Origin of the sequence: Rhodococcus sp. IEGM 1318, assembly GCF_033142465.1 — a bacterium.
Lineage (GTDB): Bacteria > Actinomycetota > Actinomycetes > Mycobacteriales > Mycobacteriaceae > Rhodococcus_F > Rhodococcus_F qingshengii_B.
In genome coordinates this window covers 96,555-119,659 of sequence record NZ_JAWLSC010000002.1, presented here as the reverse complement: position 1 = coordinate 119,659, position 23,105 = coordinate 96,555, and the positions used below count along the sequence as shown (strand labels likewise).

The window sequence follows — 23,105 nt, the reverse complement described above, 5'->3', positions numbered from 1 at the left end:
TGGGTTGCGGTCAGTCGATCACTCAGCGGTGACAAAGCCTTCCGAGACCAGCCAGTCGCGGGCCACATCCGCCGGCTCCTTGCCGTCGACGTCGACCTGCCGGTTGAGCTCGGTCATCACCTCGTTGGTCAGTCGCTCCGAGATCGGCGCCATGACTTCGGCAACCTGCGGATGTGCCTCCGCGAAGTCCTTTTTCATGACCAGCGCCGGATTGTATTTCGGGAAGAACTGCAGATCGTCTTCGAGCAGAACGAGATCGAGTGCGATGATGCGGCCGTCGGTGGTGAACACCTCGCCGAACTTGCACTGATCGCTGTCGGCTGTCGCCTGGTAGATGATGCCGGTCTGCAGGATCTGGCGCTGGGCACGTGAGGCGTCGAATCCGTATTTCTCTGCCAGGCCGGGGTATCCGTCCTGGCGGACGTTGAACTCGGTCTCGACGCACGTCACCGCAGCTCCGGGATCAGATTCGACCAACTTCGCGTAGTCGGAAACGGTCTTGACACCGGTCTTCTCGGCGGTCTCCTTGCTCATCGCCAATGCATACGTATTGTTCATCGGCGCCGGATCGGTCCACACCATGTCGTTCGCAGCAAGGTCCGCATCACGGACGGCCTCGAACTGTGCCTGTGAATCGGGAAGTGGAGTCTCGTTGCCGAGGTAGTTGATCCAGCCTGTTCCGGTGTATTCGTACGCAAGATCGATCTGCCCGTTCAACTGTGCGTCACGGGTGCTGTTCGAGCCCTGGATATTCGTGAGATCGCGGACATCGGCGCCCGCAGCGGCCATCGCGAATTCGATGACGTACCCGAGCACGATCTGCTCGGTGAAGTCCTTGGAGCCGACGGTCATCTTCACACCCTCGAGCTCCGGAACCGGCTCGATGCTGCCGGGGCCGACGGCCAGGGGCAGTGCGCCACCGGATTCGAGGCCACAGGAAGCGGCAAGTGTGAGGCCGATCGTGGCAACCGCGAGTTTCCAGCCCCACGTTCTGGTGATCGAAGTCTTGGTCATCGCAATCCCTTGGGCCCGAGATAAGTTTCGGCGAGCGCGCCGAGCCAGTCGATCAGCAAGGCCAACGACACCGCCAGTACGGCACCGACAACGAGGGTGACGTTGTCGCGGAGCTTGTATCCGGTGTCGATCAGAATGCCGAGTCCGCCGGCACTGACCAGGAAGCACAGCGTCGCGGTACCGACGGCCAGAACGAGCGAAGTGCGCAGTCCTGCAAGGATGTACGGGACAGCCATCGGGAACTCGAGTTGACGTAGGACCGTGAGCGAAGACATTCCTTGCCCGCGCCCCGCGTCGATCAAGGTTTTGTCCACTTGCTGGTAGCCGAGGATGGTGTTGCGCAGCACCGGAAGCAGCGAATAGAACGCAATGGGAAACACGCCGATCCAGAAGCCCGTCGTTCTTGTTGCGAGATAGAACAGCACGAGCAGGCCGATGGCAGGCGCCGCGGCTCCAATGTTGGCTATTCCCACGAAGAACGGTGCCAATCGGGTGAATTTCGGCCTGGTCAGCAGGGTTCCTAGTGGAACCGCGATGGCTACGACGATGATGACCACGGCGGCGGTGATCAGTACGTGCTGCCAGGTCAGTGTGACGATGTTGTCGAGATTGATGCTCGCCTTCTGCGTCGCGTTGAGATCACGGCTGAATGCCCAGATCAACACGCCAGCAACCAGGATCAGGACGATGACCGGCTGCACATACAGTCGCATCCGTTCCGCACGGCGTGTGGCGGCGTTCTCGGCCGCACCTAGATCGGGGGCGTCCGGTTCCATCTCAGGCGCGGAGGCGCGCTCCTCTGTCGTGGCAGTCATGTTCAACCCTCGACGTTCTCGGTGTCTGGCTCTTCGTCGTGGTCGTGCGCATGCTCCTCGCGCATCTCGGAGAGATGGCTGACCAGTGTGTCGATGGTGATGAGACCGACGTACTCGCCACGCCGTCCGGTGACCACGGTGGACGCATTGCTTTCGGCGAGAAGAGCTTCCAACGCATCCTGCAGGGTGGACTGGATGGACACGGCTTCGCCGATCTCGTTCCCGACACCTCGAAGAGTCGACGCATGGGCGAGGTGGCCGGGTGAGACCCAGCGAAGCGGCCGTCCGCGCTGATCGAGAATCAGGGCCCACTTCCACTTACGCGCTGCGAGTGCGGTTCTCAAATCATCGACCGAATCGGTTTCGCGGGCGGTGAGGCACTGCTTGAGTTTGATCTGGCGCACCCGTGTCAAGGTCAACTGCTTGAGCGAGGCGTCCGCCCCGACAAATCCCGCGACCATGTCGTTTGCGGGATTGGCGAGAATCGCTTCCGGAGTGTCGTACTGCATGATGCTGGACTGATTGCCCAGCACGGCAATACGGTCACCGAGTTTGACTGCCTCGTTGAAATCGTGGGTGACGAAGACGATGGTCTTACCCAACTCCGACTGCAGACGCATCAGTTCGTCTTGGAGCAGGCCGCGGGTGATCGGGTCGACGGCACCGAAAGGTTCGTCCATCAACAGCACCGGGGGATCGGCGGCCAGCGCCCGCGCCACGCCCACACGCTGTTGCTGCCCACCGGACAACTGGCGAGGGTAGCGGTCGCGATAGGTATCGGGATCGAGGCCGACGAGGTCGAGCATCTCGTCGGTGCGCGCTGCGATACGTTTCTTGTCCCAACCGATGAGACCCGGGACAGTCGCGACGTTCTTCGCAATCGTGAAGTGCGGGAACAAGCCTGCCTGCTGGATCGAGTACCCGATGCCGCGGCGGAGCTTGTCCGGGTCGATCGACAGCGCGTCCTTGCCGTCGATGGTGATCTTGCCGGAGGTAGGTTCGATCAGGCGGTTGATCATGCGCATCGTCGTCGTCTTGCCGCAACCCGAAGGTCCGACGAAGACCACGATCTCACCGGCCGGAACAGTCAGCGAAACATTGTCCACCGCTGCAGCTTTCTGGCCCGGGTACCGCTTGGTGACGGACTCCAGGACGATCTCGACCCCGGATACCTTCTGATCTGTGGATACGTCAGACGGAATGGTTTCAGTCATTGCAGCCCCTTCGAAGTAGTGAGACGACCGATGACGACGTAGATTCCGTCGAGAATCAGAGCGAGAATGACGATCAGTACGGTGCCGACCAGCGCTTGAGGAACAGCGTTCGGGCTACCGACACGCGAGAGTCCGGAGAAGATCAGGTTTCCCAGACCAGGCCCCTTGGCGTACGCCGCGATGGCGAGGATGCCCATGAGCATCTGTGTGCTGACCCGCATGCCGGTGAGGATCGACGGCCACGCGATCGGTAGCTCGATTCGACTCAGTACGTGCATGCGATTCATTCCGACACCGCGGGCTGCGTCCGTGATCGCCGGGTTGACCGCATCCAGACCGATGATGGTGTTCCGAATGATCGGGAGCAGGGCATACAAGATCAACGCGGTGATCGTGGGAGCGACGCCGAGACCGAGAATCGGAATGAGCAGTCCGAGGAGAGCGAATGAAGGAACCGTCAGGATCGTGCTGGCCAACGCCGTAGCGATGGAGGATCCCGCCGGGCTCCGGTAGACGAGAATGCCGATGATCACGGCGGCGATCGTCGCGATGATCACGGACTGGATAACTGCTGAAACATGAAGGTACGAGTCGGTCAACAACTGTTGTCGTCGTGCAACGACAAAATCCCATAGCGCGCCCATATTTCCGAACCCACTTTCTTCGGACTTCTGCTCGCTCGAACGTCTTCCCTCGACACCGACCGGCGCACAAGGGCTTTCCCCACAGCCTCAGTAGGCCGAGGGGTTTCCCTCGACTGTCGTCCAAAAACTGAGATACTGCAACTAATTCCGATTGCAGCGTGTCGGATGTTGTTCTGGACGTGAGATATTGCGAGACGCGGGTAGGTACCCACTGCGAGCAGAGTTGAAACGCGCTGGAGATAGCAAAGCGGGAGAGTTCCGCAGAACCCTCCCGCATCGCTTCATTTGTCCGAATTGGCCTCAGGCCCAGCTGAGCGCATCCTCATCGGAGAGACGCGGCAGACGATCGAACCACGGGTTCTCACCGGGATGGCCGATGTTCACCACGAGGATCGTCTTGAAACGTCTGTCTGCGAAGAAATCGCCGTCGATGCCGTCGGCGTCGAACCCGGCCATCGGGCCGGCAACCAGACCCTGTGCGCGAATCGCGAGGATCACATAGCCGGCCTGCAGTGCGGCATTGAACCGACTCGTCGAACTGGCGGCAGCCTCGTCGGATTCGAAGTAGTCCTTCATCTCCGGGCGAATGGGGAACAGGTCGGGGATGTGCTTGTAGAACTCGGTATCGACCGCGAGAACCGCAACTGCAGGAGCCGCCTCGGTCTTGGCTTTGTTGCCGTCGGACATGTGCTCGACGAGGCGTGCTCTGCCTTCCTCGGTACGAACGAACAGCACGCGCAGCGGATTGGTGTTAGCCGCGGTCGGAGCCCACTTCGCGAGCTCCCAGATTGCAATTAGTTCGTCGTCGGTCACAGGCTCGTTCGAGAAGGAGTTGGCGGTGCGAGCCGCGGTGAAGAGGAGCTCGCGGCCGGCTTCGTCGAGTTGCTGGGCGGTGAATGGGGTGGCTGCGTCGAGAGACATCGGGGGTTTCCGTTCCGTGGTAGCTCGACCGAGCATTACCCGGTAAAGCTAGTTGCTAGTAAAAAAATAGTGCCTACGGATACGTTAGCACTGTGGCTAGGATGGTGGGGTGGCAAGCAAGAGCGAAGCGGGACACGAGCCCCGCGCATGTGACGGGGCTCTGGCCCGCGCGTTCGGCTTCCTGGGCAAACGGTGGAACGGCGTCATTCTCGGCACGCTGCTGAACGGGCCGGCGGGATTCTCCGAACTCAAGCGCGCGGTCGGCGGGATCAGTGATTCGGTGCTCTCGGAACGCCTGACGGAGTTGGCAGGGGCAGGCCTGGTGACGAGGAGCGTCGATGCAGGCCCGCCCATAGCCGTGGAGTACGAACTCACAGCGTCGGGGCAGGCGCTGCTCCCCGCTCTCAGTGAACTGACAACGTGGGCCGCCGAAAATCTGCCACCCGAGAGTTGGTCGAACTGAGCGACCGCTAGGACGCAGGCGCCGCGACCGCGTGGGTCGCGCTTCTGTGGGACGAAATCTCCTTGGAGGCGACGAAACATCTACGCAACGTAGATGCAACGTAACCAAAACTAGTGTTCTGGATCACACAGTGTTCGTGTGGTCGAGATGCCTTTGGTCACGAATCTGTGGGCAGAACGGGTCCTGGTTCGCTACCGGTGGCGGATGAGGACAAGGTTCCGCGGGTTGAGCACACAGCCCGCGGAACCGCCCCACCACGCACCCCGGCAAGGGCACCGGCCGACAGGAGTTCAGGTGTCCATAGGTGCGGAAGTCTCGGCGATCGATTTCGCCGAGACCGAATTCGATTGGGCACAGCGATCGACGGTGATTCGTGAAGTCGGCCCGCTTGTTCCGGGGCCGCCATCCTTGGCGATGTGTCTGAGCGAGCCGACGCGCGGACTGGTCGACATTGCTTCGCTGCTTCTTGCGGCTCCTTGGTTACTCCGATCACCGCGTGGAGACGGGCATCCAGTCCTCGTTCTCCCAGGATTGCTGACATCGGACGTGTCGACTCTTGCCTTGAGGGCGTATTTAAGTTTCCTCGGATACCGCGTCCAGGGCTGGAATCTGGGCGTCAACACCGGCCCGACAGCGATGGTGGTCGACGGATTGCCTGCCGCATTGGCCCAGGTGGCGAATCGATACGAGCAGAAGGTGTCGGTCATCGGCTGGAGCTTGGGCGGTATTTACGCTCGTAAGTTGGCGAGGGACCTGCCGGATTCGGTGCGACAGGTGGTGACACTTGGAAGTCCTTTCGCTCTTACCAGTCTGGAGCAGACGAGGGTCGGATCGCTCTACGCTCGTTTGTCCGGTAACCACGCCATACTGCCTCCAGTCGACGGCATCGAATCCGAACAGGGACCGAGCATTTCGGTTCCTGCCACGTCGGTCTACTCGAGGCATGACGGAATCGTTCCGTGGCAAGCATGTTGTGAAACCACGTCCGGACTATCGGAAAGCGTTGCGGTGCAGGGTAGTCACATGGGATTGACTCACAACCCATCGGCGTTGTGGACGGTCGCCGACCGTCTGGCGCAGGACGTCGACAACTGGCAACCTTTCGCGGCACCGAAACGGCTTCGGCGACTGTTCCCGCGCTGAAGTCTGGGGCTGAGGTGTAGGGGAGAACCCTGAGTCCGACGCGGGGGCAGACTGGTACCTGGGTATGTACCGCGGCCGGAAAAGATGGGTCCATGGCCTGATGCGCGTGAGTGACCAGGCGGCGGATAGTGGAAGTCGACGCGGACAGTCCGCGAGATCTACTGAAGGGACACGAAACATGACTTCGCCGATGAAGACCCGCAAGCTCGCCCGCGCACGCTCGGGAGCAATGTTCGGTGGAGTGTGCGCCGGGATCGCACGATACTTCGGTTGGAAGTCGTCGACGGTCCGCTTGCTCTTCGTGCTTTCGTGCCTGTTGCCCGGCCCGCAGTTTCTGATCTACATCGTGATGTGGATTTTCATTCCTCGTGAGCAGATCTGACCGAACCGCTCAACGGCGGCGGTCTTTCAGGCATTGCTTGGCCTCGTGCAATTCCTCCGAACTCAGCGGAGGAAGGGGGAGTGCGTCACGGTGCAAGCCCTCCGTGCGTAGGCCGTCGAGCATCACCGAGAGGTATCGACGCCACACGGTCGGGTTGACGGGTTGAGCAAATTCGGTGACTGCGCCCACCATGAAGATGAGGCCGAACAGGTCCGTCGGTACGGCGTCGGGGCGCAGCATCCCGGCCTCCTGGGCCCGGTAGAAGATCCTCTCGACCGACGGTTCGATGATGGATCGTTGGCATGCGACTTGTTCGCATCCCTCGTCGGTTCCGTTCAGGACGTCTTTGAGCCCGCGGTTGACCGACATACGGCTGCAAGCGAATTCGGCAAAGGTGACAAGTCCGTCCCACGGATCCGGATTGGCAAGTGACGCGTCCGCGGCCGCCGCCATGTCGGCGAAGTTCTGTTGGAAGACTCCGTCGATCAATTCTTCCTTGCTGGCGAACCGCCGATAGACCGTTCCGACGCCGACACCCGCGCGCCGGGCGACGTCGTCGAGTGTGACGTCGATCCCTTCTTCGGCGAATAATTCACGTGCGGCGTCGATGATCAACTGCCGATTACGTGCAGCATCGGCGCGAAGGGGGCGCTCCATTGCGGTACTCATGTCCCCACTCTACCCGTCAAGTGGAGACAGTCTCTCCGTTTTCGTGTAGCGTTTTTGCTAACCGGAGAAGCCATCTCCGCATAGGTTGGGCGAGGGACTATGTCAGACATTGCTGAACGGACTGAATTCGAGCAGTCCTCAGCGCCTTCAGGGGACAACCACGCAAAGCGGTGGCTGGTTCTCGCGGTTCTGGGAATTGCGCAGCTGATGGTGGTCTTGGATGCCACCATCGTCAACATCGCGCTGCCTGCTGCGCAGCGCTCACTGGAGTTCGGTGATTCGGACCGCCAGTGGATCATCACGGCATACGCATTGGCGTTCGGCAGCTTGCTGCTACTCGGCGGTCGATTGAGCGACTTGTTCGGGCGCAGGCGAACTTTCATCGTGGGCCTGATCGGCTTCGCTGTGGCTTCCGCCATCGGTGGCGCAGCCGTCAACTTCGAAATGCTTGTTGCCGCTCGTGCCGGCCAGGGCGTATTCGGTGCGCTCCTTGCCCCGGCGGCCCTGTCGCTGCTGTCCGTGACATTCACGGACCCCGGTGAGCGTGCCAAGGCTTTCGGCATCTTCGGTGCCGTTGCCGGCGGCGGTGGCGCCATCGGACTGCTGCTCGGCGGCGCACTCACCGAGTGGGTCGACTGGCGCTGGTGCCTCTTCGTGAATCTCTTCTTCGCGGCGATCGCCCTGGTCGGAGCAGTCCTGTTGCTCGCGCCGCACACCAGTGACTCGCGACCCAAACTCGACATCCCGGGAACGATCCTGGTGTCGATCAGCTTGTTCAGCATCGTCTTCGGATTCTCGAAGGCCGAATCGGACGGGTGGAGCGCAACTCCCACCATCTCGTGGCTCGTTGCCGGCGTCGTGTTCATGGCGGCGTTCATCTACTGGCAGACCAAGTCCGAGCACCCGCTCCTTCCGCTGCGGGTGGTCCTCGACCGAATCCGGGCTGGCTCGTACCTGGCGATCTTCCTTTCCGGCGCAGGCATGTTCGCAGTCTTCCTGTTCCTGACGTACTACATGCAGCTGATCCTCGGGTACAGTCCGATCATGACCGGCCTCGCATTCATGCCGATGGTGTTCGGAATCGTAACAGCGGCAACGCTTTCGACAGCAGTCTTGCTACCGCGCGTCGGTCCGCGAGTGCTGATCGTGAGCGGAATGGTCATCGCGGCGATCGGAATGACGCTGCTGGCCCAGATCTCCGTGGACAGCACGTACGCCGTCCACATCCTGCCCGGTCTCGTTGTCACCGGACTCGGCATGGGCAGCATCTTCGCCCCGTCGATGCAGGGAGCAACTTCAGGCGTGCATCACGAAGATGCCGGCGTCGCATCTGCCACCGTCAACACGATGCAGCAGGTGGGCGGCTCGATCGGTACCGCACTGCTCAGCACGATTGCTGCTTCGGCTTCGACCAACTACCTGGTGGGCCGCGAGACGAATCCGCTGACTCAGGCGCAGGCTGCCGTCGAGAGCTACACCACGACGTTCTATTGGGCAGCAGGTATTTTCGCGGTCGGTGCGGTGTTGACCGGACTGGTTCTTCGGAGCGGACTGCTTCCGGATTCACCTGAAGGTGAGCCGGTAATCGCTCACTGACAGCAAATCTCGGGGTCGACGCCGCAATGGCGTCGACCCCGAAATCGAGTCAGCAGTTCTTCCCGGGCGTTGCCTGAAACCGATGAAGGACGTGATCGAGTTGCTCGGAGGAAAGCGCCGGCACGGGCAGTTCCCGATGGCCGGTGCGGGACGCGCAGAGTCCGTCGATCATGAACCCGAGTGCGCGGCGGTAAGCCTGAGGGGCCTCGTCCCCACCGAACTTCTGGGCCATCTTGACGACCTGCATGAGAAGTGGAATGTCGTTGACTTCGAAGTCGCTGCGCAGGGTGCCCTGTTCCTTGGCGCGATTGACAAGTACCGCAGTGTGTCGAGCGATCCCGGCGCGCGCGCGAGCGAAGGTGTCGGACGTGAAGCGTCCGTCCATCAGGAGATCGCCGAATCCGCGGTTGTCTGCCATGCGCAGGGAGATCACGTCGAGAAAGTAGACAAGACCTTCCCAGGCGTCGGGCATCTCTCGGGCGGTGGCGGCGATCGTTTCGATCTCGGAGCACCGCGTGTCGAACAGTGCCTGGATCAGTTCGTCCTTGCTGGCGAACCGGCGATAGACGGTGCCGACTCCGACGCCGGCGTGCTTCGCGACGTCCGCCAGCGTGGCGTCGAGTCCTTGGGCAGCGAACACCTCGCGAGCGGAGTTGAGAATGCGCTCGAGGTTGGCCTTGGCGTCGGACCGAAGGCGCGGCTGTGAGCAGTCGGCCGAGGTCCCCGCATGAGAAGCGTCGGGGTGTGTTGTCGGCATCCTCACAGTCTACGACACTAAGCGGAATGATCGATTCCGTTAGTGCTATATTGCTAAGCGGAACGTGTGGTTCCGATTGTCCGTATGAGAGAAGCCGATATGAGCACGTCTGACATCTGGGTCGGGAGCAATCCGATCTCGATGGTGGGTACGCGGAGTGCAGGTTTCGCGGCAACGAGGCTTCGCGCCCTTGCCGGCGACGGCGCCTTTGCCCAGCTCGTTCGTTTTGCCCTCGTCGGCGGAGCCAGCAACATCTTGTACTTTGCCGCTTTTCTGGCGCTGCGCGGTGACGGAGCGCTGGTCGCCAACGCAGTTGGTGCGGTCTTGAGCACCATTCTTGCCAATGAGCTGCATCGCCGGCTCACCTTCCATGCCGCGGATCGCGTCAACTGGTTCACCGCGCAGTGGGAAGGCGGTGGACTCGCTCTGGTCGGGTTGATCGCCAGTTCGGCTGCCATCAGTGCGCTCGGCTTCCTGTTGCCCGGCGCCGACGGACTTCTTCAAGCGGGCCTTGTGATCGCAGTAAGCGGAATTGTCGGCGGTCTGCGGTTTGTCGCACTTCGCGGTTGGGTGTTCTGAGCGGTTCTCGAGTTCGGATCGCAGGTTCGGATCGAATCGGTTCGTAGGGAACACTGTGACCCATGAGCCTTTCGATAGCCGACTCCGGCGTCCGGCTGGTTGTGCTCTGCATCGTCATGGCTCTTGTCGCCACGCTCGTCTACCGATTCGCCTCTCTCGGTAGCGTTCGGGTAGTCCCCGGTGCGCTCGCTCGTGGCGCTCTTCAGTTGGCTGCGATTTCGTTGATTCTCGCCGCCGCCTTGGCTCACATCTGGTCGGCGCTCCTCGTGCTCGTCGGGATGTTCGCTGCGGCGTCGTTCACCGCGGCACGACGTTCCGGCGCAGGAACTTCCGGAGTATGGCTGACCATCGCCTTGGCGTCGGGAATCGGTGTGGTTCTGCCACTGATGTTGCTGTCCGGAGTGGTTCCGCTGGAAGGCGTTGCTCTGGTGCCGATCGGCGGAATTGTTCTGGGTGGCGCGATGACTGCAACATCGATGGCAGCCAAACGCGGACTCGACGCCGTCGACGATCGGTTCGGGGAAGTGGAAGCCGCACTGAGCCTAGGTTTCTCGCAACGCGATGCGCGGTGGGAAGTCGCCCGTACCGCTGCGTCCGATGCTTTGCTGCCCGGAGTCGACCAGACCCGCACCGTCGGCCTCGTGACATTGCCTGGAGCCTTTGTCGGTGTGTTGCTCGCGACGGGATCGGCCGTTCAGGCCGGTGCTGTGCAAATTCTTGTACTGGCAGGGTTGCTGTTGGCACAAACCTGCTCGGTGGCCGTGGCATTGGAACTCGTCGCCCGCGGTTTCGTCTTTCGAGGCAAGGCTGTCAGGTCCGCGCGAGTTCGTTGATCTTGTCGCTGTGCAGGACACGGCCGATAGAAGAGCTTGTACCACTACGTCTTCGACGGCGATTCCGGGCGCGGACGGATGAACCCCGTCCTGAAGATGTAGGTGGTGAGGGGGAGTGCGAGTAACGCGTTCACGGTTGCGCCACGTACTCGCTTCCACATGGTCCTATTGGATTCGGTGGAGTCGGCGTTTCACCGGAGATGTAGACGAACACTATCTGTGGGTTCAAGCGCGACAGTGTTGTGGTGGCGGCGAGTGTGATGTCACGTGTGCTGTGGATCGTCCAGGCACTAGCGCAAGACACGGTTGCCGGTCATCCCCGTTGCCCTGAAAACGATCACCAACTGAACGCTTGACCTGCAATTATGAGTCCATTTTGACGCGACTTGTGACTAAAGTCCCTACAAACCGGCTGGACGGTTGGCTGAAAATAGTTTTATGGACGAAGGAGTTGATGGAATACACGTTCTCGGATCGGAGTCCGCCGGTCGGATGATCGAGGCGTCAACGATCATCGTCCTGGGTGCGCTCTGTGCCGTCGTCACAGGTTCGGGCGTGTTTTTTGTTCTCGGATCGATTGGTGGATTTGCCCGACTGCTCTACCTGGTCGTGCGGGCGCCGATCAACTCTTGCTCGGTACCGGGTTCGAATTTCGAACTGGCACCTTCGAGAACGTCATGTGGTCGTTGATGCTCCCGAACGTCGAGTGAAGTCGATCGAGGATGTAGTTCTGCCGCATGTTCCAGGGTGACTTAGATCCCTGCTTCGGGAACTGTTCAACCGCGCGCATTACATACCCCGACGCCAGGTCCAGGATCGGCCGCTGGTCCATGTCTTCGGTCGCGTGCGGCACACACTTCGAGTAGCCGCGCTTGTCCATCTCGGTCAGTAGTCGGCACACGTACATCGACGTGAGATCGGCTCGCAGAGTCCACGAGGCATTGGTGTATCCGACGCACATTGCGAAGTTCGGTACGTCGCTGATCATCATGCCCTTGTAGACGTAACGATCACCGAGGGTGACGGGTTGGCCGTCCACTTCGATCGACATTCCGCCGCACGCTTCCATCTTCAATCCTGTTGCAGTGACGATGATGTCAGCGTCGAGTTCACGTCCTGACGCGAGCCGAATCCCGGTCTCGGTGAAGGTGTCGATGTGATCGGTCTCGATCGAAGCCTTCCCAGATCGGAGGGCTTTGAACAAATCGCCGTCCGGTACGACGCACAAGCGCTGGTCCCAGGGATCGTAGGTGGGAGTGAAGTGGGGATCGAGTGGGATCTCGTCCGGGAGTTGGCGACTGATCGCGAGGTTCAGCAGCCTCTTTGCGCGCGCCGGACTGCGTCGGCACAGTTGGTAGAAACTCAGGTTCACTACGACGCTCTTCCATCGAGCGATGCTGTGCGCGAGTTGATTCGGCAATATCGCACGGATGGTGTCCGACACCTTGTCGCTGGACGGCAGCGCCAGAATGTATGTCGGTGATCGCTGGAGCATCGTGACGTGGCTTGCGTCCCGCGACATCGTGGGGACCAAAGTGACTGCGGTGGCGCCGCTTCCGATCACAACGACCTTCTTGTCGGAGTAATCGAGTTCTTCGGGCCAGAACTGCGGGTGCACCACCTCGCCGGCAAACGATTCGCGTCCGGGGAAGTCGGGGGTGTATCCGCCCTCGTAGCTGTAGTAACCACTGCAGAGATACAAGAAGTTGCAGGTCAGTATTTCGTCTTCGCCGTCGGTCGTCACGGTGACTGTCCACGTCGAGTCCGCTGACGACCAGGATGCTGCCGTCACCTTCCGGTTGTACCGAATCTTCTTGTCGATCCCGTTTTCGCGAGCGGTATCGCGCACGTACCGGAGGATCGAATCACCGTCGGCAATTGCTTTGGCATCTGTCCACGGGCGAAACGGATAGCCGAGCGTGAACATGTCGGAATCTGAACGGATACCGGGGTATTTGAAGAGGTCCCAGGTTCCGCCACTGTTCGCACGAGCCTCGAGGATTGCGTACGACTTACCGGGCAGTTCGGTCTGGAGTCGATACGCAGCACCGATGCCGGACAAGCCGGCGCCGACGATCAGGACATCGAGGTGTTCAGTGCTCATCAGTTCGGACTCCGTATCGATCGCGTGGTCACCCGCAGAGTAGTGTTCGTTCATCACACTACTGAACAATGCTCAGTAAGGCGAGGATGTCCACGTGATCGTTGGCGGCCGGATCGCCGCGCACAGGGGTTTACCTGCGGCGTCGGTGAGGCCGAGATCTCCGTGGAGCACACCGGAACCGTCCGCCTCGTCAACGACGTGCTCGGGGATCGCATCGAGCATCAGCTTTGCGCGTCGGAACATCTCGAACGTCTGGTCCTCGGATACCGTCACCCAGGACAGGTAGATGAAGCGTCTGCCCGGTTTGCCCTGGATGTATGGTCCGAGAATGTCCCAGGGACCTGGCTTTCTCTCGAGGTTCGCGGCCAGTTCCCACCGCGCTGTCTCGGTGTCTCCCGGTACGAGGTCGAGGATTTCGTGGGGCTTGCCCCGGCGCTGGACGCCGACGTGGATGTTGCTCCGTCCTTCGAAGGTTGCGGTTTCGGAACAATCCCGTCCGGGCAGGCTGTGACCGGTGATGATGATCTGCATATCGACATCATGCTCTGCACGGGTCGGGAGGGGTTGGCGTGGTGAGTCGTTCGGGTAGAGGCGTTGTTGCGGCCGCGGTGGCGAGCATGCTGTTGTCGAGTCTTGTGGTGGTGTCTGATGTTGCCGTGGCGACGGCGGACGAACCGGAAGTCGCGGGTACGTTGGAATCGCACGAACTGCTCTCCGCAGCCCTTCCAGTCGGTACTGGTGCAGCGGAGCGAGTTGTCTATCGGACTCTGCGAACTGCCAACAGGTGGGGAGAGTCGTCAGGGTCGGTGTTTCTACCGGAAGGTGCGCCACCGATCGGTGGCTGGCCCGTCATCTCCTACGCCCACGGAACTCTGGGCAGTGCGGATCAGTGTGCGCCGTCGTCAACCGGATTCGGTCCCGGGGAGATCGAACCGATCGAACGCTGGTTGGGCCAGGGGTACGCAGTTGTCGCTACCGACTACTCGGGTCTGGGCACCGACGGGGTATTGGCGTATCTCGACGGGCATGCCGCCGGTGCGAATGCCGTCGACATCGTGCAGGCCGCACACGAGTTGTACGGGAACGTGCTGAGCCCGCGGTGGATGGTCGTAGGTCTGTCCGAAGGTGGTCACGCGACGTACTTCGCGGGACACGAGGCCACTTCTCGTGCACCGGAATTGGATTTCCGCGGCTCGGTTGTTGTTGCAGGACCCACACACATGGAAGGTCTGTTCCCGTTGGGGGGACCGCTGTTTCCCGACATAGGCATCACCGGGTTGGTGGGATACGCGCTGTACGTTCTGGCCGGGATCGACGATCAACGACCCGAAGAGAACATTCGGGAGGTTCTCTCGCCGCAGGGGATCGAGTGGATGGAAAAGGCTCGGACACTGTGCGCCGGAGAACTCGGCCGCCACATTCGCGCCGAACGAATCCAGTTGAGCTCGTTGTTTTCTCGATCGGTGTGGACGCCACGCTTCCACGATCTGTTTCGCGAGATGATGCAGGTGCCGGTCGACGGCTACGACCGGTCACTGCGTGTGGTGCAGAGCGTGTCGGACACCACGGTTCCTGTCGCCCTTACCTGGGCGCAACCGGTCGACATGCGTTCGCGAGGAACGCAGTTCGAGTATCAAGAACTCAGCGGAATCAGCCACGGCCAAACGACGGTCGCTTCGATGGACCAGACCATGGAATTCATCGATCGATTGATGAAGTGATGTTCGGCGGTGTTGTTGTTGCGGTGTTGTTGTTTCAGGGTGGTTGTTCAGCGCATACGTCGCGGCCCGTAATCGTGGCCACCGTTGGCGAACCACACGATTGCCGCGATCGCGTACAGGATGCAGACCAGGAGTAGTAGCCCGCCTGCGATCCACAGCGAGATCTGACCGAGTCGTTTCACTCGATCGGACGCGTACCGCGACCCGGCCACATCGCCGTCGGCCCACAGCGGATACACGTTGAAGGCGTGCGTGAAAGCGGAGAAGGAGAGCGGCCAGAAGAACAGCAGCGAGACCACTGCCCAACCCGCATTGACGGGCGGTCGAATCGGGTGCTGAGGAACGGATTGCTGGACGGTGGGTTGATCCGGGTTGGTCATGGGGGCTCCTGACATGAGGTGGCCCTTTCGACGCTACTGCGATGGAGCTGAAGAATCACTGAGTGTGCACGATCAGCCGTAATGCCAGTCGCGATCCATCCGTCGGAAGTACGGAAAGAGTGTGGCCTCCTCGAAATCGAGGTGCGACTGCATATGATCCGCCAATTCGGAGATTGCGGCGTGTGCCCGATTGACCGTGGAGGATTCGGTGCTCAGCGCGAGTGACGCACGCTTGGCTTCCGACACGATCTCCCCGACAAGCTTGTGTTCTGCCTGCAGTCGTTCGACCGCAGGGGCCAACTCGGGAAAGTTCCTGGTCATTACCGGGAACATACGTTGATCTTCGATGGTGTGGTGCAGAGTCAGCGTGTTGCAGTAGAAGTCGCAGTTGACCCGTAGTTGCCAGACGAAATCCGCGATCGTCAGATTGTCGATCATTTCGGGTATCCGAGTCAGATCGGCGGTTTCGTCCGACAACAGTTGCAGGGCTTTCTCGAGTACCTCGATATCGGCTCGCAGAGGTTCGTGAACCTGACGTAGCTGTTCGATCATCCTCAGACCGGCAACTGTTGCCGTGTTGTGCGAATGAGGGGCGTTCACGTCAGCGCAACTCGATCCCGCTCCGCGAGCATCCTCGCTACCGGCAGGACGTCCTTCGCTGCCATCTCGATACGTTCGAATACCTCGGGGTTGAGGATAGTCGTTCCGTCGAAATCACCGGAGCTGAGATAGATCCCGACCGGAGCGGTCAGCGCTTGGAAGAAAGCGAACAGTGGCCGCAGGGCATGGTCCAACACGAGAGCATGGCGGTCGCTGCCACCTGTCGCAGCAAGAATCACCGGAGTGTTGGCAAGCGCGTACTGGTCCACGAGATCGAAGAAATGCTTGAACATTCCCGTGTACGAGCCGCGGAACACCGGTGACGCCGCGATGACGATATCGGCGGACTCGACTGCTGCCAGCGCTTCGGCGGTCACTGAGTCGACGTGATCGCGATCCAGAGCAGATGCAAGACCTGGAATCAGATCCACGATCTCGAAAACTCGTGTGTCGATCTGCTCGAAGTCTCCCAAGGTTTCGACGATCAGGTCGACGAGGGCACGAGTCTTGGAGGGTTTTTGAAGGTTGCCGACAACGGCAACAATTTTGAGAGGTGTGCTCATCGAAACTCCTATTTTTGGGACGACTTCAGTGATTCGATTTCCTTACGCACAACGGGGGCTACTTCGGTGCCGAGGATCTCGATCGCACGCAGCATGTCCTTCTGTGGCACGTTGCCGAATCCCATCTGGATCATGATGCGGTCATGATGGAACAGCTCGTACTGCGCCATCGTCTTGTCGATGATTTCCTGCGGGCCGCCGATGAAGAACGCACCCGCGGTGGTTGCCTGCGCTTCATATGCCCTGCGCGGCATGGGAACTCCGTTTCCGCGCTGATGATGATTCTGCATCCACCCGGCCTGGAAGTGAGGGTACGACGTGTCGAGTGCTGTTTGCTTCGAGGTATCGACAAATCCTGGCGAAGCAATCGAGACAGCGAGTTTCTTCGGATCGTGTCCGAACTCCGCTGCAGCCCTGCGGTACAGATCGACAAACGGTTCGAACTGTTGGTAGCTTCCACCGATGATGGCAAGCGAGAGGGGCAGGCCAAGTTTCGCGGCACGCACGACAGAGGCCGGAGTACCTCCGACTGCGATCCACACCGGAATCTGACGGTCCGGGCGGGGCGTCACGTCACCGTCGATCAGCGGTGCGCGAAGTTGTCCTTCCCAGTTGATCGGGTTCTCGTCGCGCAGTTTAAGTAGTAGATCGAGCTTTTCGGCGAAGAGTTCGTTGTACTGGGACAGGTCGTACCCGAAAAGCGGAAATGACTCCGTGTACGAACCTCGGCCGGCAATGATCTCGGCACGGCCTTCGGAAAGCAGGTCGACTGTCGCGAACTGTTGGAACACACGGACGGGATCGTCGGAACTGAGCACAGTTACGGCACTGGACAGCTTGATGTTGTCGGTAGCCTGAGCCATTGCCGCGAGCACAACTGCAGGGGCCGAGACTGCGAAGTCGGTACGATGGTGCTCGCCGACGCCGAAGACATCGAGTCCAACCTGATCGGCGACGGTTGCTTGCTCCACCAAATGGCGAAGGTGTACACCGGGATTCATCATCGCGCCGGTTGTGGGGTTTGGGGTGAGTTCACCGAAATGGTAGACGCCCAATTCGAAAGCCATGTTGTTCTCGCTATCTGTTCGTGGGAGTGATGGAAAGTTGATCGACGTGCGCATCGCATGTGCCGCCTTGATTCGTGTGATGTGCGGCAAGTCGGGAGAAGAAGCGTTCGAGTACCGGAAGCTCCTCGGTTTCAATGAGATCGGAGAAGTATTCGGCGATTCCTCGTGTATGTATGGCGGACGCTTTTCGAAGTGTCTTCTTGCCTGCAGGCGTCATCGATACCGTCACGACGCGTCGATCGTTGTCCGGTCGAACGCGCTCGGCCAGTCCTGCCTCGACCAATCGATCGACGACGCGCGTCACGCCACTGGTGGTGACCAATACCAGTTCGGCCAGATCGCCCATTCGGATCGTGTTTCCCGGAGCTTCGTGCAGTCGGAGTAGAACGTCGTACTGGCCAAGGGTGAGACCGGTGGTGGTTCGAAGGTCCGCCTCCATCTTGCCGAGGATGACGCTGTGGGAGACGACGAGGTCGCGCCACACGCGACCACGTACGTGTTCATCAGTTGTCATCGGTGACGCCCTCCATTTATTTGCGATCGCAAGTATTGCTTACTCAAGTAATACGTTCGCGACGGTCGATCCATTCCCTGCTTGGGTTTTTGCTGGCCGGAAAGCATTGACTCGAACGCGTGTTCGAGTATGCTTTGAGGTGGGGATCGGGGGATTCAATGAGTGTCTTGTTGTCGGATGTGGTGTCGGGTTCTGCGGTGGGGTTGCGCGGACGTCTGTGGCGGTTGTCTGCTGCGGAGTTGCGGGCTGCTGCTGTCGAGGCGAGTGCGGAGATTCTGCGCCTGGAAGCCGTGCGGGTGGCAGTGGTGGACGAACTGTCGATGCGTCCCGATGATCAGGTGATTGCCAGTCGCGGTGTCGGTTCGTGGTTGGCGGCGAACACGATGCTGCAGGTTCGAGACGGGAAGAAGATCGCCGCCCTCGGTGCGGCGTTGCGGCCGTTTCCGGCAGTGGCAGCGAGATTTGATTGTGGGGATTGCTCGTTCGATCATGCCGTGTTGATCGTGGCGTTCTGTGAATCACCACCGAAAGGCATGCCTGAGGAAGCGCTACCGAAGTGCATCGACCTGTTGCTCGCGGCTGCGTCGGGGGTGGAGGCGACGACAACGAAGGTGCGGCATGTGATCGCGACGTTGGAGCGGTTGTTCGAATCCGATGAGATTCCGCCCGCCGAAGACACCGATCGCAACGAGCTCCGCATCGCATCGACCTTGAACGGTCGGGTGGTGGTCCGCGGAGATTTCGACGCTCTCACCGGAGAAATGCTGTTGTCGGCGTTGTCGAATTTGACGATGCCGACCCCGGCGCCGGACGGCACTCCCGATGCCCGGTCCGCGGCGAAGCGGACCGCGGACGGGTTCACCGAACTGATCCGCCGCTATCTCGACTGCGCGAAGACCGGTACCGATGGTGGGCAACGTCCGCACGTGAACGTACACATCAACGCCCGCGACCTCGCCGAGCACCGCGACTGCGCCGCGACACCCTCCGATGATGGTGGGTTTGTGTCGGATCTCGATGTCGGGCACATGCCCTGGCTCGGGCCACTGTCCGTCTCGCAGACGAGGTTGTTGGGGTGCGACTGCTTCCTGTCGACGGTGTTGCTGGACGATCACGGCGCGCCGCTGGATGCGAGACCCGGAAAGAGGTTGGTCACCGCCGAACAGCGAGTGGCGTTGATCGCCCGGGACAAGGGCTGCGCGTTCCCAGGCTGTTCGTGTGTTCCGGCGTGGACCGACGCGCACCATATCCGGCACTGGGCTAACGGCGGGCCGACGGTGATGAACAACCTTGTCCTGCTGTGCCGCTCGCATCACCGGCTGATGCACCGGAAAACGGGGTTCGTCGGCAAGTGGGAGATTCGGATCGGCGTCGACAACAAACCGTGGTTCCTCCCGCCGCCCTCGATCGACCCCGGGCAGCATCCCAGGCCGGCGAACACCACATTCAAAACCTGAGAACAGCTTCTCAGGCACAACAGAACACGGCCCAGCACCGCATCGAAGAGAACCTCGATGCGGTGCCAACAGGCCGTTGGGGAGACCAATCAGCGCTTCGAGCGCTTGTGGCGGTACATCTCGGCGTCGGCTGTATCCCAAGTCTCGGAAAGGCTTTGGGTCATGGAAAAGTCGGCTCGGCCGATCGAACAACAGACGTCGGCATTTCGGAACGACTTCTCCAGACACTCGACCAGGTAGTCGACGGCGCGTGGCTGTGTATCGGGCAGAACGATCCCGAATTCGTCCCCTCCCAACCGTGAAACTACTGCACCAGGGTGCGCGCATGCTGCCAAGATCTTGCCGGCCCTTTGAACGTATTCGTCGCCCGCGGCGTGACCGAGTTCGTCGTTGATGGTCTTCATACCGTCCAGATCGACGATGATGATAGATCCAGGGTCGGCGAATTGGCGGTACCGAGTTTGCTCGGCCTCGAGGATGCGGTTCCACCCGCGACGATTGAGAAGACCTGTCAGCGGGTCGGTCTCGGCATCGAGTTGCGCGGTTTCCGCCAGTCGTACTGACTGCGCGCGCTGATAGTCGACATCGAGAATGGTTCCGAGAAGTCGGCACAGGAGATTGAGGAGGGCCAGGTTGTCCTCGAGTGCGGAGTCGCCTGTACTCGGGTCGGCGCCACACAGAGTGCCGAAGAGACTGCCGTCATTGTGGAGGATTGGGATGCTGACGTATGCGCCAATGCCTTCCCACCTGTCATCTCGGGAAAGTGCGCGCACGAGTGCGCGATTTGATGAGACGGGCGGCGCATTTCCGAGTACTACCTCGCTGCACATGGTGTTTGGCCAAGCCCGGGTCTCGCCGACTTCGATGTGAAGTGGGTTGGGTGAGACGGTGAGAAAGATTTGATTGGACCCGTCGAACCGCGTGATCGACCACAGTGCTAGCGGAAGATATTCGTCGAGATAAGACACGACCGAGCGACTTGCGTCGTCGAAATTCGTCAGAGGTGGCAAGAGTGGCAACATCGGGATGGTGCGCGCCTGGCCGTGCGGCATTTTTGACCTCCTGATCGACCCTAGGATTCTGTCGATGTTCAGGCTCTTGGTCCCGCGTGCGACAAATCTTCCTCGAACAGTCTGCCTCGAGAATCCTCGCGATTGCTGAAAGTGTGCTGTGATTCTTCCGACCGCGGGGCCGTTGATTCGACGTGGCCAGCTAATCTTCCGGTATGGAGCTGGCGCGTGGGGCGAACACAGTCATTGACGGAACTTCATTGAAAGTGGCGGTGAGCGGTAGCGCCCCGGGCACGGTGGATCTGATGGTGTTCCAGCTCGATGATCGCAACAAAGTGCGCGATGACGCGGATTTCATCTTCTTCAATCAGCCGGTCTCACCCGAAGGTGCGGTGCGCTTGGAGTCCGGCGGCGTCATTGAAATCGACATCGCAAGGTTGCCTGCTGACATACACCAGCTGAGTGTTGCCGTGGCGTTGGATGCGGCGGCAAACGGAACCCTTTCTGCAGTCCGTGACATGGGCGTCGTGGTGGAACAGGCCGGTTCCGTCGCGATTGTGGCTCCGGCTTTGGGTTTGACGACCGAGAGAGCGGCGGTCCTCGTCGAGATCTATCGCCGCGGCGCGGGGTGGAAGCTGCGGAACGTGTCAGCCGGCTGGGACAGCGGATTGGCAGATCTGGTAACAGCATTCGGCGTTTCTGTCGACGAGGAACCGCAGACCCAACCTGCCGGGTCCACTGAATCGGCAGACGGAATTCGGAGCGTGCCTGACGAGGCGAAACTCTCGATGGTGAAGCGTGAAAAGCTGGACCTCCGCAAGCGCGAAGTGGCCAAGGTCCTGCTGACCAAGGGCGGCAAAGGAATTCGCGCACGGGTGGTCCTGGTGATCGACAAAACCGGAAGTATGGCCAAGCAGTACCGCACCAGGGTGGTTCACCGCGTTGTCGAACGCATGGTCCCCGTTGCGATCCAACTCGATGACGACGGCAAACTCGAGCCTTACTTGTACGCAGTCAGCTTCCTCAAGCTTCCCGAGATCTCTGTCCATGACGCGGAAGAGTGGTCGGATACCTACCTGCACTTGCGCGGCTCGCACGGCGGATTCAACTACGACAAGATCGGCGCCGCGAATCGTGAAGTGCCGATCATGACAGAGATACTCTCCGGCCTGACCCGTGGTTCGGCCCCTACGCTTGTCCTGTTCTTCACCGACGGCGGCTTCAGTGAGCGGAAGGAAATCACGAAATTGATGCGCGAAGCGTCTGGGCTCCCGGCATTTTGGCAGTTCGTCGGAATCGGCAAGGCCAACTACGGAGTGCTGGAGAAGCTCGACGACCTCGACGGCAGGGTGATCGACAACGCCGGATTCTTCGCTCTGGACGACATCGACACCGTCGACGACGCCCAGTTGTACACCCGTTTGCTGAGTGAGTTCCCGGATTGGCACAAGGCGGCTGTGGCCGCAGGCATCACGAAGTCGTGATTCAGCTGGTCGAAACCAGCTGCGGTGCATTCTCTTTCAAGAACTCGTCGATGAAAGTCCAGGTGGAATCTCGAGCGGTGGGACCGGCAACGAGACCGAGGTGACTGCCCGGCGCCTCCTCGAATCGAACTGACGGCGCTCCGGTCAGGACCGAAGTGATCGCCTCTGCCGAAGCGATGGGTGCGATCACATCAGTGGTGCCGCCGATCGCGAGAACGGGGACCTTCAGTGCGGACAGTTTGATCTCACGTCCGGCAAGTGTGATGGCATCGTTGAAGAGGTTGTTGCCGAGCATGAGTTGTTCGCAGATCTGCTGAAATGCTTTGCCCGGGTATCCAGGCATTGCCGCCATGAACTTGTCGATCGATTCCATGCGAGCCAGAGTCTCGGTGTCGTGGAGGTTACGCACGATGAACCACGGTTTGAGGACTTCACGTTGCAAAGCCGTCACCTTGTAGCTCGCCTGAACGAGTGGAGCGGGTAGTCCGCCTACGAGATTGGTCGCCGACGTAAGTGGCGTGTCACCGGTGTATTTGCCGATCAGCCTCAACGGGCTGATGGCGGGAATCTTCGTGTAGTCGATCGGTGTGCCGATCGCGGTGATCGACGCGACCGGCAGATCGGGGTGAGCGGAGCTCGTGAGTAGAGACATGGTCCCGCCGAGACTCCACCCGATCACGGAAACGGCAGCGCCGTCATGCAGATCCGATATGGAGCGGATCGCTTCGGGGATGATGTCGTCGACCCAGGCCTCGAATCCCATTCCGCGGTCGGAGTACCGCATGGTTCCGTAGTCGAGAAGATAGGGAGTGTTGCCGCCGCCGAGTAGGTGGGCAGCGAGGCTCTGGCCTGGACGAAGGTCGTAGCAATCGGCGGAAACTGCGAGGGGCGGCACGAGAAGAACCGGCTTGCCCTTCGGTGTCCACAATGCACCGAAGCGATATAGATCGCGGTGTGGGCCTTCGCTGATCAGTACCGACGGGGTGCGTTCGGCCTTCTCGACGCCGTCGCCGAACGAGAGTCCCCACGCGTTGCGCGCTGCGGTGTCCAGCGTCGGACGCCACGTCGCGATCAAGCCACTGATATCCAGCACTGGTTCCCCTCGGAGTCGAATCGGCTGACGGCCGAGTCGGCCGCGCTCGGTGTATGTTACCTGCCTTCACATACATCGACGT

General features: G+C 60.5%; 25 protein-coding genes. 9 read left to right on the top strand and 16 right to left on the bottom strand.

Annotated features, from left to right (window positions below; translation table 11 throughout):
• Positions 1 to 18: 18 nt before the first annotated feature.
• From R4P65_RS04800 to R4P65_RS04780, 5 genes are all read right to left on the bottom strand, one after another.
• The gene (locus R4P65_RS04800; protein WP_317825635.1) at positions 19 to 1,014 is read right to left on the bottom strand and encodes a glycine betaine ABC transporter substrate-binding protein; all 996 of its coding nucleotides are present in this window, start codon (positions 1,012 to 1,014) and stop codon (positions 19 to 21) included.
• Positions 1,011 to 1,790 (bottom strand): ABC transporter permease, encoded by a 780-nt coding sequence (locus R4P65_RS04795; protein WP_007731455.1) that lies wholly within the window; start codon positions 1,788 to 1,790, stop codon positions 1,011 to 1,013. The genes R4P65_RS04800 and R4P65_RS04795 overlap by 4 nt, the downstream gene beginning before the upstream one ends.
• A gap of 41 nt (positions 1,791 to 1,831) precedes the next feature.
• Positions 1,832 to 3,043: an ATP-binding cassette domain-containing protein gene (locus R4P65_RS04790; RefSeq protein WP_007731456.1), complete on the bottom strand. Its 1,212-nt coding sequence runs from the start codon at positions 3,041 to 3,043 to the stop codon at positions 1,832 to 1,834.
• On the bottom strand, positions 3,040 to 3,687 hold the full coding sequence (locus R4P65_RS04785) for an ABC transporter permease (RefSeq protein WP_054187726.1): 648 nt from the start codon (positions 3,685 to 3,687) through the stop codon (positions 3,040 to 3,042). Before R4P65_RS04785 ends, R4P65_RS04790 begins: the two co-directional genes overlap by 4 nt.
• A gap of 300 nt (positions 3,688 to 3,987) precedes the next feature.
• Positions 3,988 to 4,608 carry a malonic semialdehyde reductase gene (locus R4P65_RS04780; protein ID WP_317825634.1) on the bottom strand — a complete coding sequence of 207 codons (621 nt, stop codon included), beginning with the start codon at positions 4,606 to 4,608 and terminating at the stop codon, positions 3,988 to 3,990.
• A gap of 109 nt (positions 4,609 to 4,717) precedes the next feature.
• On the opposite strand from R4P65_RS04780, the gene R4P65_RS04775 reads away from it, so the two are divergent.
• The 3 genes from R4P65_RS04775 to R4P65_RS04765 all read left to right on the top strand — a co-directional run bounded on the left by R4P65_RS04775 (position 4,718) and on the right by R4P65_RS04765 (position 6,596).
• Complete coding sequence (locus R4P65_RS04775; RefSeq protein ID WP_317825632.1) at positions 4,718 to 5,071, top strand: helix-turn-helix domain-containing protein; 354 nt, start codon at positions 4,718 to 4,720, stop codon at positions 5,069 to 5,071.
• A gap of 294 nt (positions 5,072 to 5,365) precedes the next feature.
• Positions 5,366 to 6,214 carry an alpha/beta hydrolase gene (locus R4P65_RS04770; protein ID WP_317825631.1) on the top strand — a complete coding sequence of 283 codons (849 nt, stop codon included), beginning with the start codon at positions 5,366 to 5,368 and terminating at the stop codon, positions 6,212 to 6,214.
• A 178-nt stretch (positions 6,215 to 6,392) separates the two neighbouring features.
• Complete coding sequence (locus R4P65_RS04765) at positions 6,393 to 6,596, top strand: PspC domain-containing protein (RefSeq protein WP_317825630.1); 204 nt, start codon at positions 6,393 to 6,395, stop codon at positions 6,594 to 6,596.
• Between the two features lie 9 nt (positions 6,597 to 6,605).
• On the opposite strand, the gene R4P65_RS04760 is transcribed toward R4P65_RS04765, so the two are convergent.
• Positions 6,606 to 7,265 carry a TetR/AcrR family transcriptional regulator gene (locus R4P65_RS04760; protein WP_019745154.1) on the bottom strand — a complete coding sequence of 220 codons (660 nt, stop codon included), beginning with the start codon at positions 7,263 to 7,265 and terminating at the stop codon, positions 6,606 to 6,608.
• Between the two features lie 99 nt (positions 7,266 to 7,364).
• On the opposite strand from R4P65_RS04760, the gene R4P65_RS04755 reads away from it, so the two are divergent.
• On the top strand, positions 7,365 to 8,861 hold the full coding sequence (locus tag R4P65_RS04755; protein WP_230815460.1) for an MFS transporter: 1,497 nt from the start codon (positions 7,365 to 7,367) through the stop codon (positions 8,859 to 8,861).
• A gap of 49 nt (positions 8,862 to 8,910) precedes the next feature.
• Here R4P65_RS04755 and R4P65_RS04750 read toward each other — a convergent pair whose 3' ends face one another.
• On the bottom strand, positions 8,911 to 9,618 hold the full coding sequence (locus R4P65_RS04750) for a TetR/AcrR family transcriptional regulator (RefSeq protein WP_003940173.1): 708 nt from the start codon (positions 9,616 to 9,618) through the stop codon (positions 8,911 to 8,913).
• 141 nt (positions 9,619 to 9,759) lie between these two features.
• On the opposite strand from R4P65_RS04750, the gene R4P65_RS04745 reads away from it, so the two are divergent.
• Together R4P65_RS04745 and R4P65_RS04740 are read left to right on the top strand one after the other, a co-directional pair.
• On the top strand, positions 9,760 to 10,197 hold the full coding sequence (locus R4P65_RS04745; RefSeq protein ID WP_020908979.1) for a GtrA family protein: 438 nt from the start codon (positions 9,760 to 9,762) through the stop codon (positions 10,195 to 10,197).
• 62 nt (positions 10,198 to 10,259) lie between these two features.
• A complete protein-coding gene (locus R4P65_RS04740) occupies positions 10,260 to 11,030 on the top strand; it encodes an ABC transporter permease (protein ID WP_230815461.1) in 771 nt (256 codons plus the stop codon).
• Between the two features lie 622 nt (positions 11,031 to 11,652).
• Here R4P65_RS04740 and R4P65_RS04735 read toward each other — a convergent pair.
• Positions 11,653 to 13,134: an NAD(P)/FAD-dependent oxidoreductase gene (locus tag R4P65_RS04735; protein ID WP_317825629.1), complete on the bottom strand. Its 1,482-nt coding sequence runs from the start codon at positions 13,132 to 13,134 to the stop codon at positions 11,653 to 11,655.
• Between the two features lie 72 nt (positions 13,135 to 13,206).
• Positions 13,207 to 13,665, bottom strand: a complete 459-nt coding sequence (locus R4P65_RS04730; protein ID WP_317825628.1) for a DUF5990 family protein — start codon at positions 13,663 to 13,665, stop codon at positions 13,207 to 13,209.
• A 38-nt stretch (positions 13,666 to 13,703) separates the two neighbouring features.
• On the opposite strand from R4P65_RS04730, the gene R4P65_RS04725 reads away from it, so the two are divergent.
• Positions 13,704 to 14,855: an alpha/beta hydrolase gene (locus R4P65_RS04725; protein ID WP_317825627.1), complete on the top strand. Its 1,152-nt coding sequence runs from the start codon at positions 13,704 to 13,706 to the stop codon at positions 14,853 to 14,855.
• Between the two features lie 47 nt (positions 14,856 to 14,902).
• On the opposite strand, the gene R4P65_RS04720 is transcribed toward R4P65_RS04725, so the two are convergent.
• The 5 genes from R4P65_RS04720 to R4P65_RS04700 form a co-directional block, all read right to left on the bottom strand.
• Positions 14,903 to 15,235 (bottom strand): CD225/dispanin family protein, encoded by a 333-nt coding sequence (locus R4P65_RS04720; RefSeq protein ID WP_003940071.1) that lies wholly within the window; start codon positions 15,233 to 15,235, stop codon positions 14,903 to 14,905.
• Positions 15,236 to 15,307: 72 nt separating this feature from the next.
• Positions 15,308 to 15,835, bottom strand: a complete 528-nt coding sequence (locus R4P65_RS04715) for a hemerythrin domain-containing protein (protein ID WP_042952845.1) — start codon at positions 15,833 to 15,835, stop codon at positions 15,308 to 15,310.
• A complete protein-coding gene (gene msuE, locus R4P65_RS04710) occupies positions 15,832 to 16,398 on the bottom strand; it encodes an FMN reductase (RefSeq protein WP_019745144.1) in 567 nt (188 codons plus the stop codon). Before msuE ends, R4P65_RS04715 begins: the two co-directional genes overlap by 4 nt.
• 8 nt (positions 16,399 to 16,406) lie before the next feature.
• Positions 16,407 to 17,465 (bottom strand): LLM class flavin-dependent oxidoreductase, encoded by a 1,059-nt coding sequence (locus R4P65_RS04705; RefSeq protein WP_317825626.1) that lies wholly within the window; start codon positions 17,463 to 17,465, stop codon positions 16,407 to 16,409.
• Positions 17,466 to 17,475: 10 nt separating this feature from the next.
• A complete protein-coding gene (locus R4P65_RS04700; RefSeq protein WP_317825625.1) occupies positions 17,476 to 17,979 on the bottom strand; it encodes a MarR family transcriptional regulator in 504 nt (167 codons plus the stop codon).
• A 158-nt stretch (positions 17,980 to 18,137) separates the two neighbouring features.
• Here R4P65_RS04700 and R4P65_RS04695 point away from each other — a divergent pair, with 158 nt between their 5' ends.
• Positions 18,138 to 19,436, top strand: coding sequence for an HNH endonuclease signature motif containing protein (locus R4P65_RS04695; protein WP_317825624.1), 1,299 nt, complete (start codon positions 18,138 to 18,140; stop codon positions 19,434 to 19,436).
• Positions 19,437 to 19,525: 89 nt separating this feature from the next.
• Here R4P65_RS04695 and R4P65_RS04690 read toward each other — a convergent pair whose 3' ends face one another.
• Positions 19,526 to 20,488 carry a sensor domain-containing diguanylate cyclase gene (locus R4P65_RS04690; protein ID WP_230814720.1) on the bottom strand — a complete coding sequence of 321 codons (963 nt, stop codon included), beginning with the start codon at positions 20,486 to 20,488 and terminating at the stop codon, positions 19,526 to 19,528.
• Positions 20,489 to 20,661: 173 nt separating this feature from the next.
• Here R4P65_RS04690 and R4P65_RS04685 point away from each other — a divergent pair, with 173 nt between their 5' ends.
• Entirely contained in the window at positions 20,662 to 21,930 is a 1,269-nt protein-coding gene (locus tag R4P65_RS04685) for a vWA domain-containing protein (protein ID WP_317825623.1), read from the top strand.
• 1 nt (position 21,931) lies between these two features.
• Here R4P65_RS04685 and R4P65_RS04680 read toward each other — a convergent pair whose 3' ends face one another.
• A complete protein-coding gene (locus tag R4P65_RS04680) occupies positions 21,932 to 23,023 on the bottom strand; it encodes an alpha/beta fold hydrolase (RefSeq protein WP_317825622.1) in 1,092 nt (363 codons plus the stop codon).
• Positions 23,024 to 23,105 lie beyond the last annotated feature (82 nt).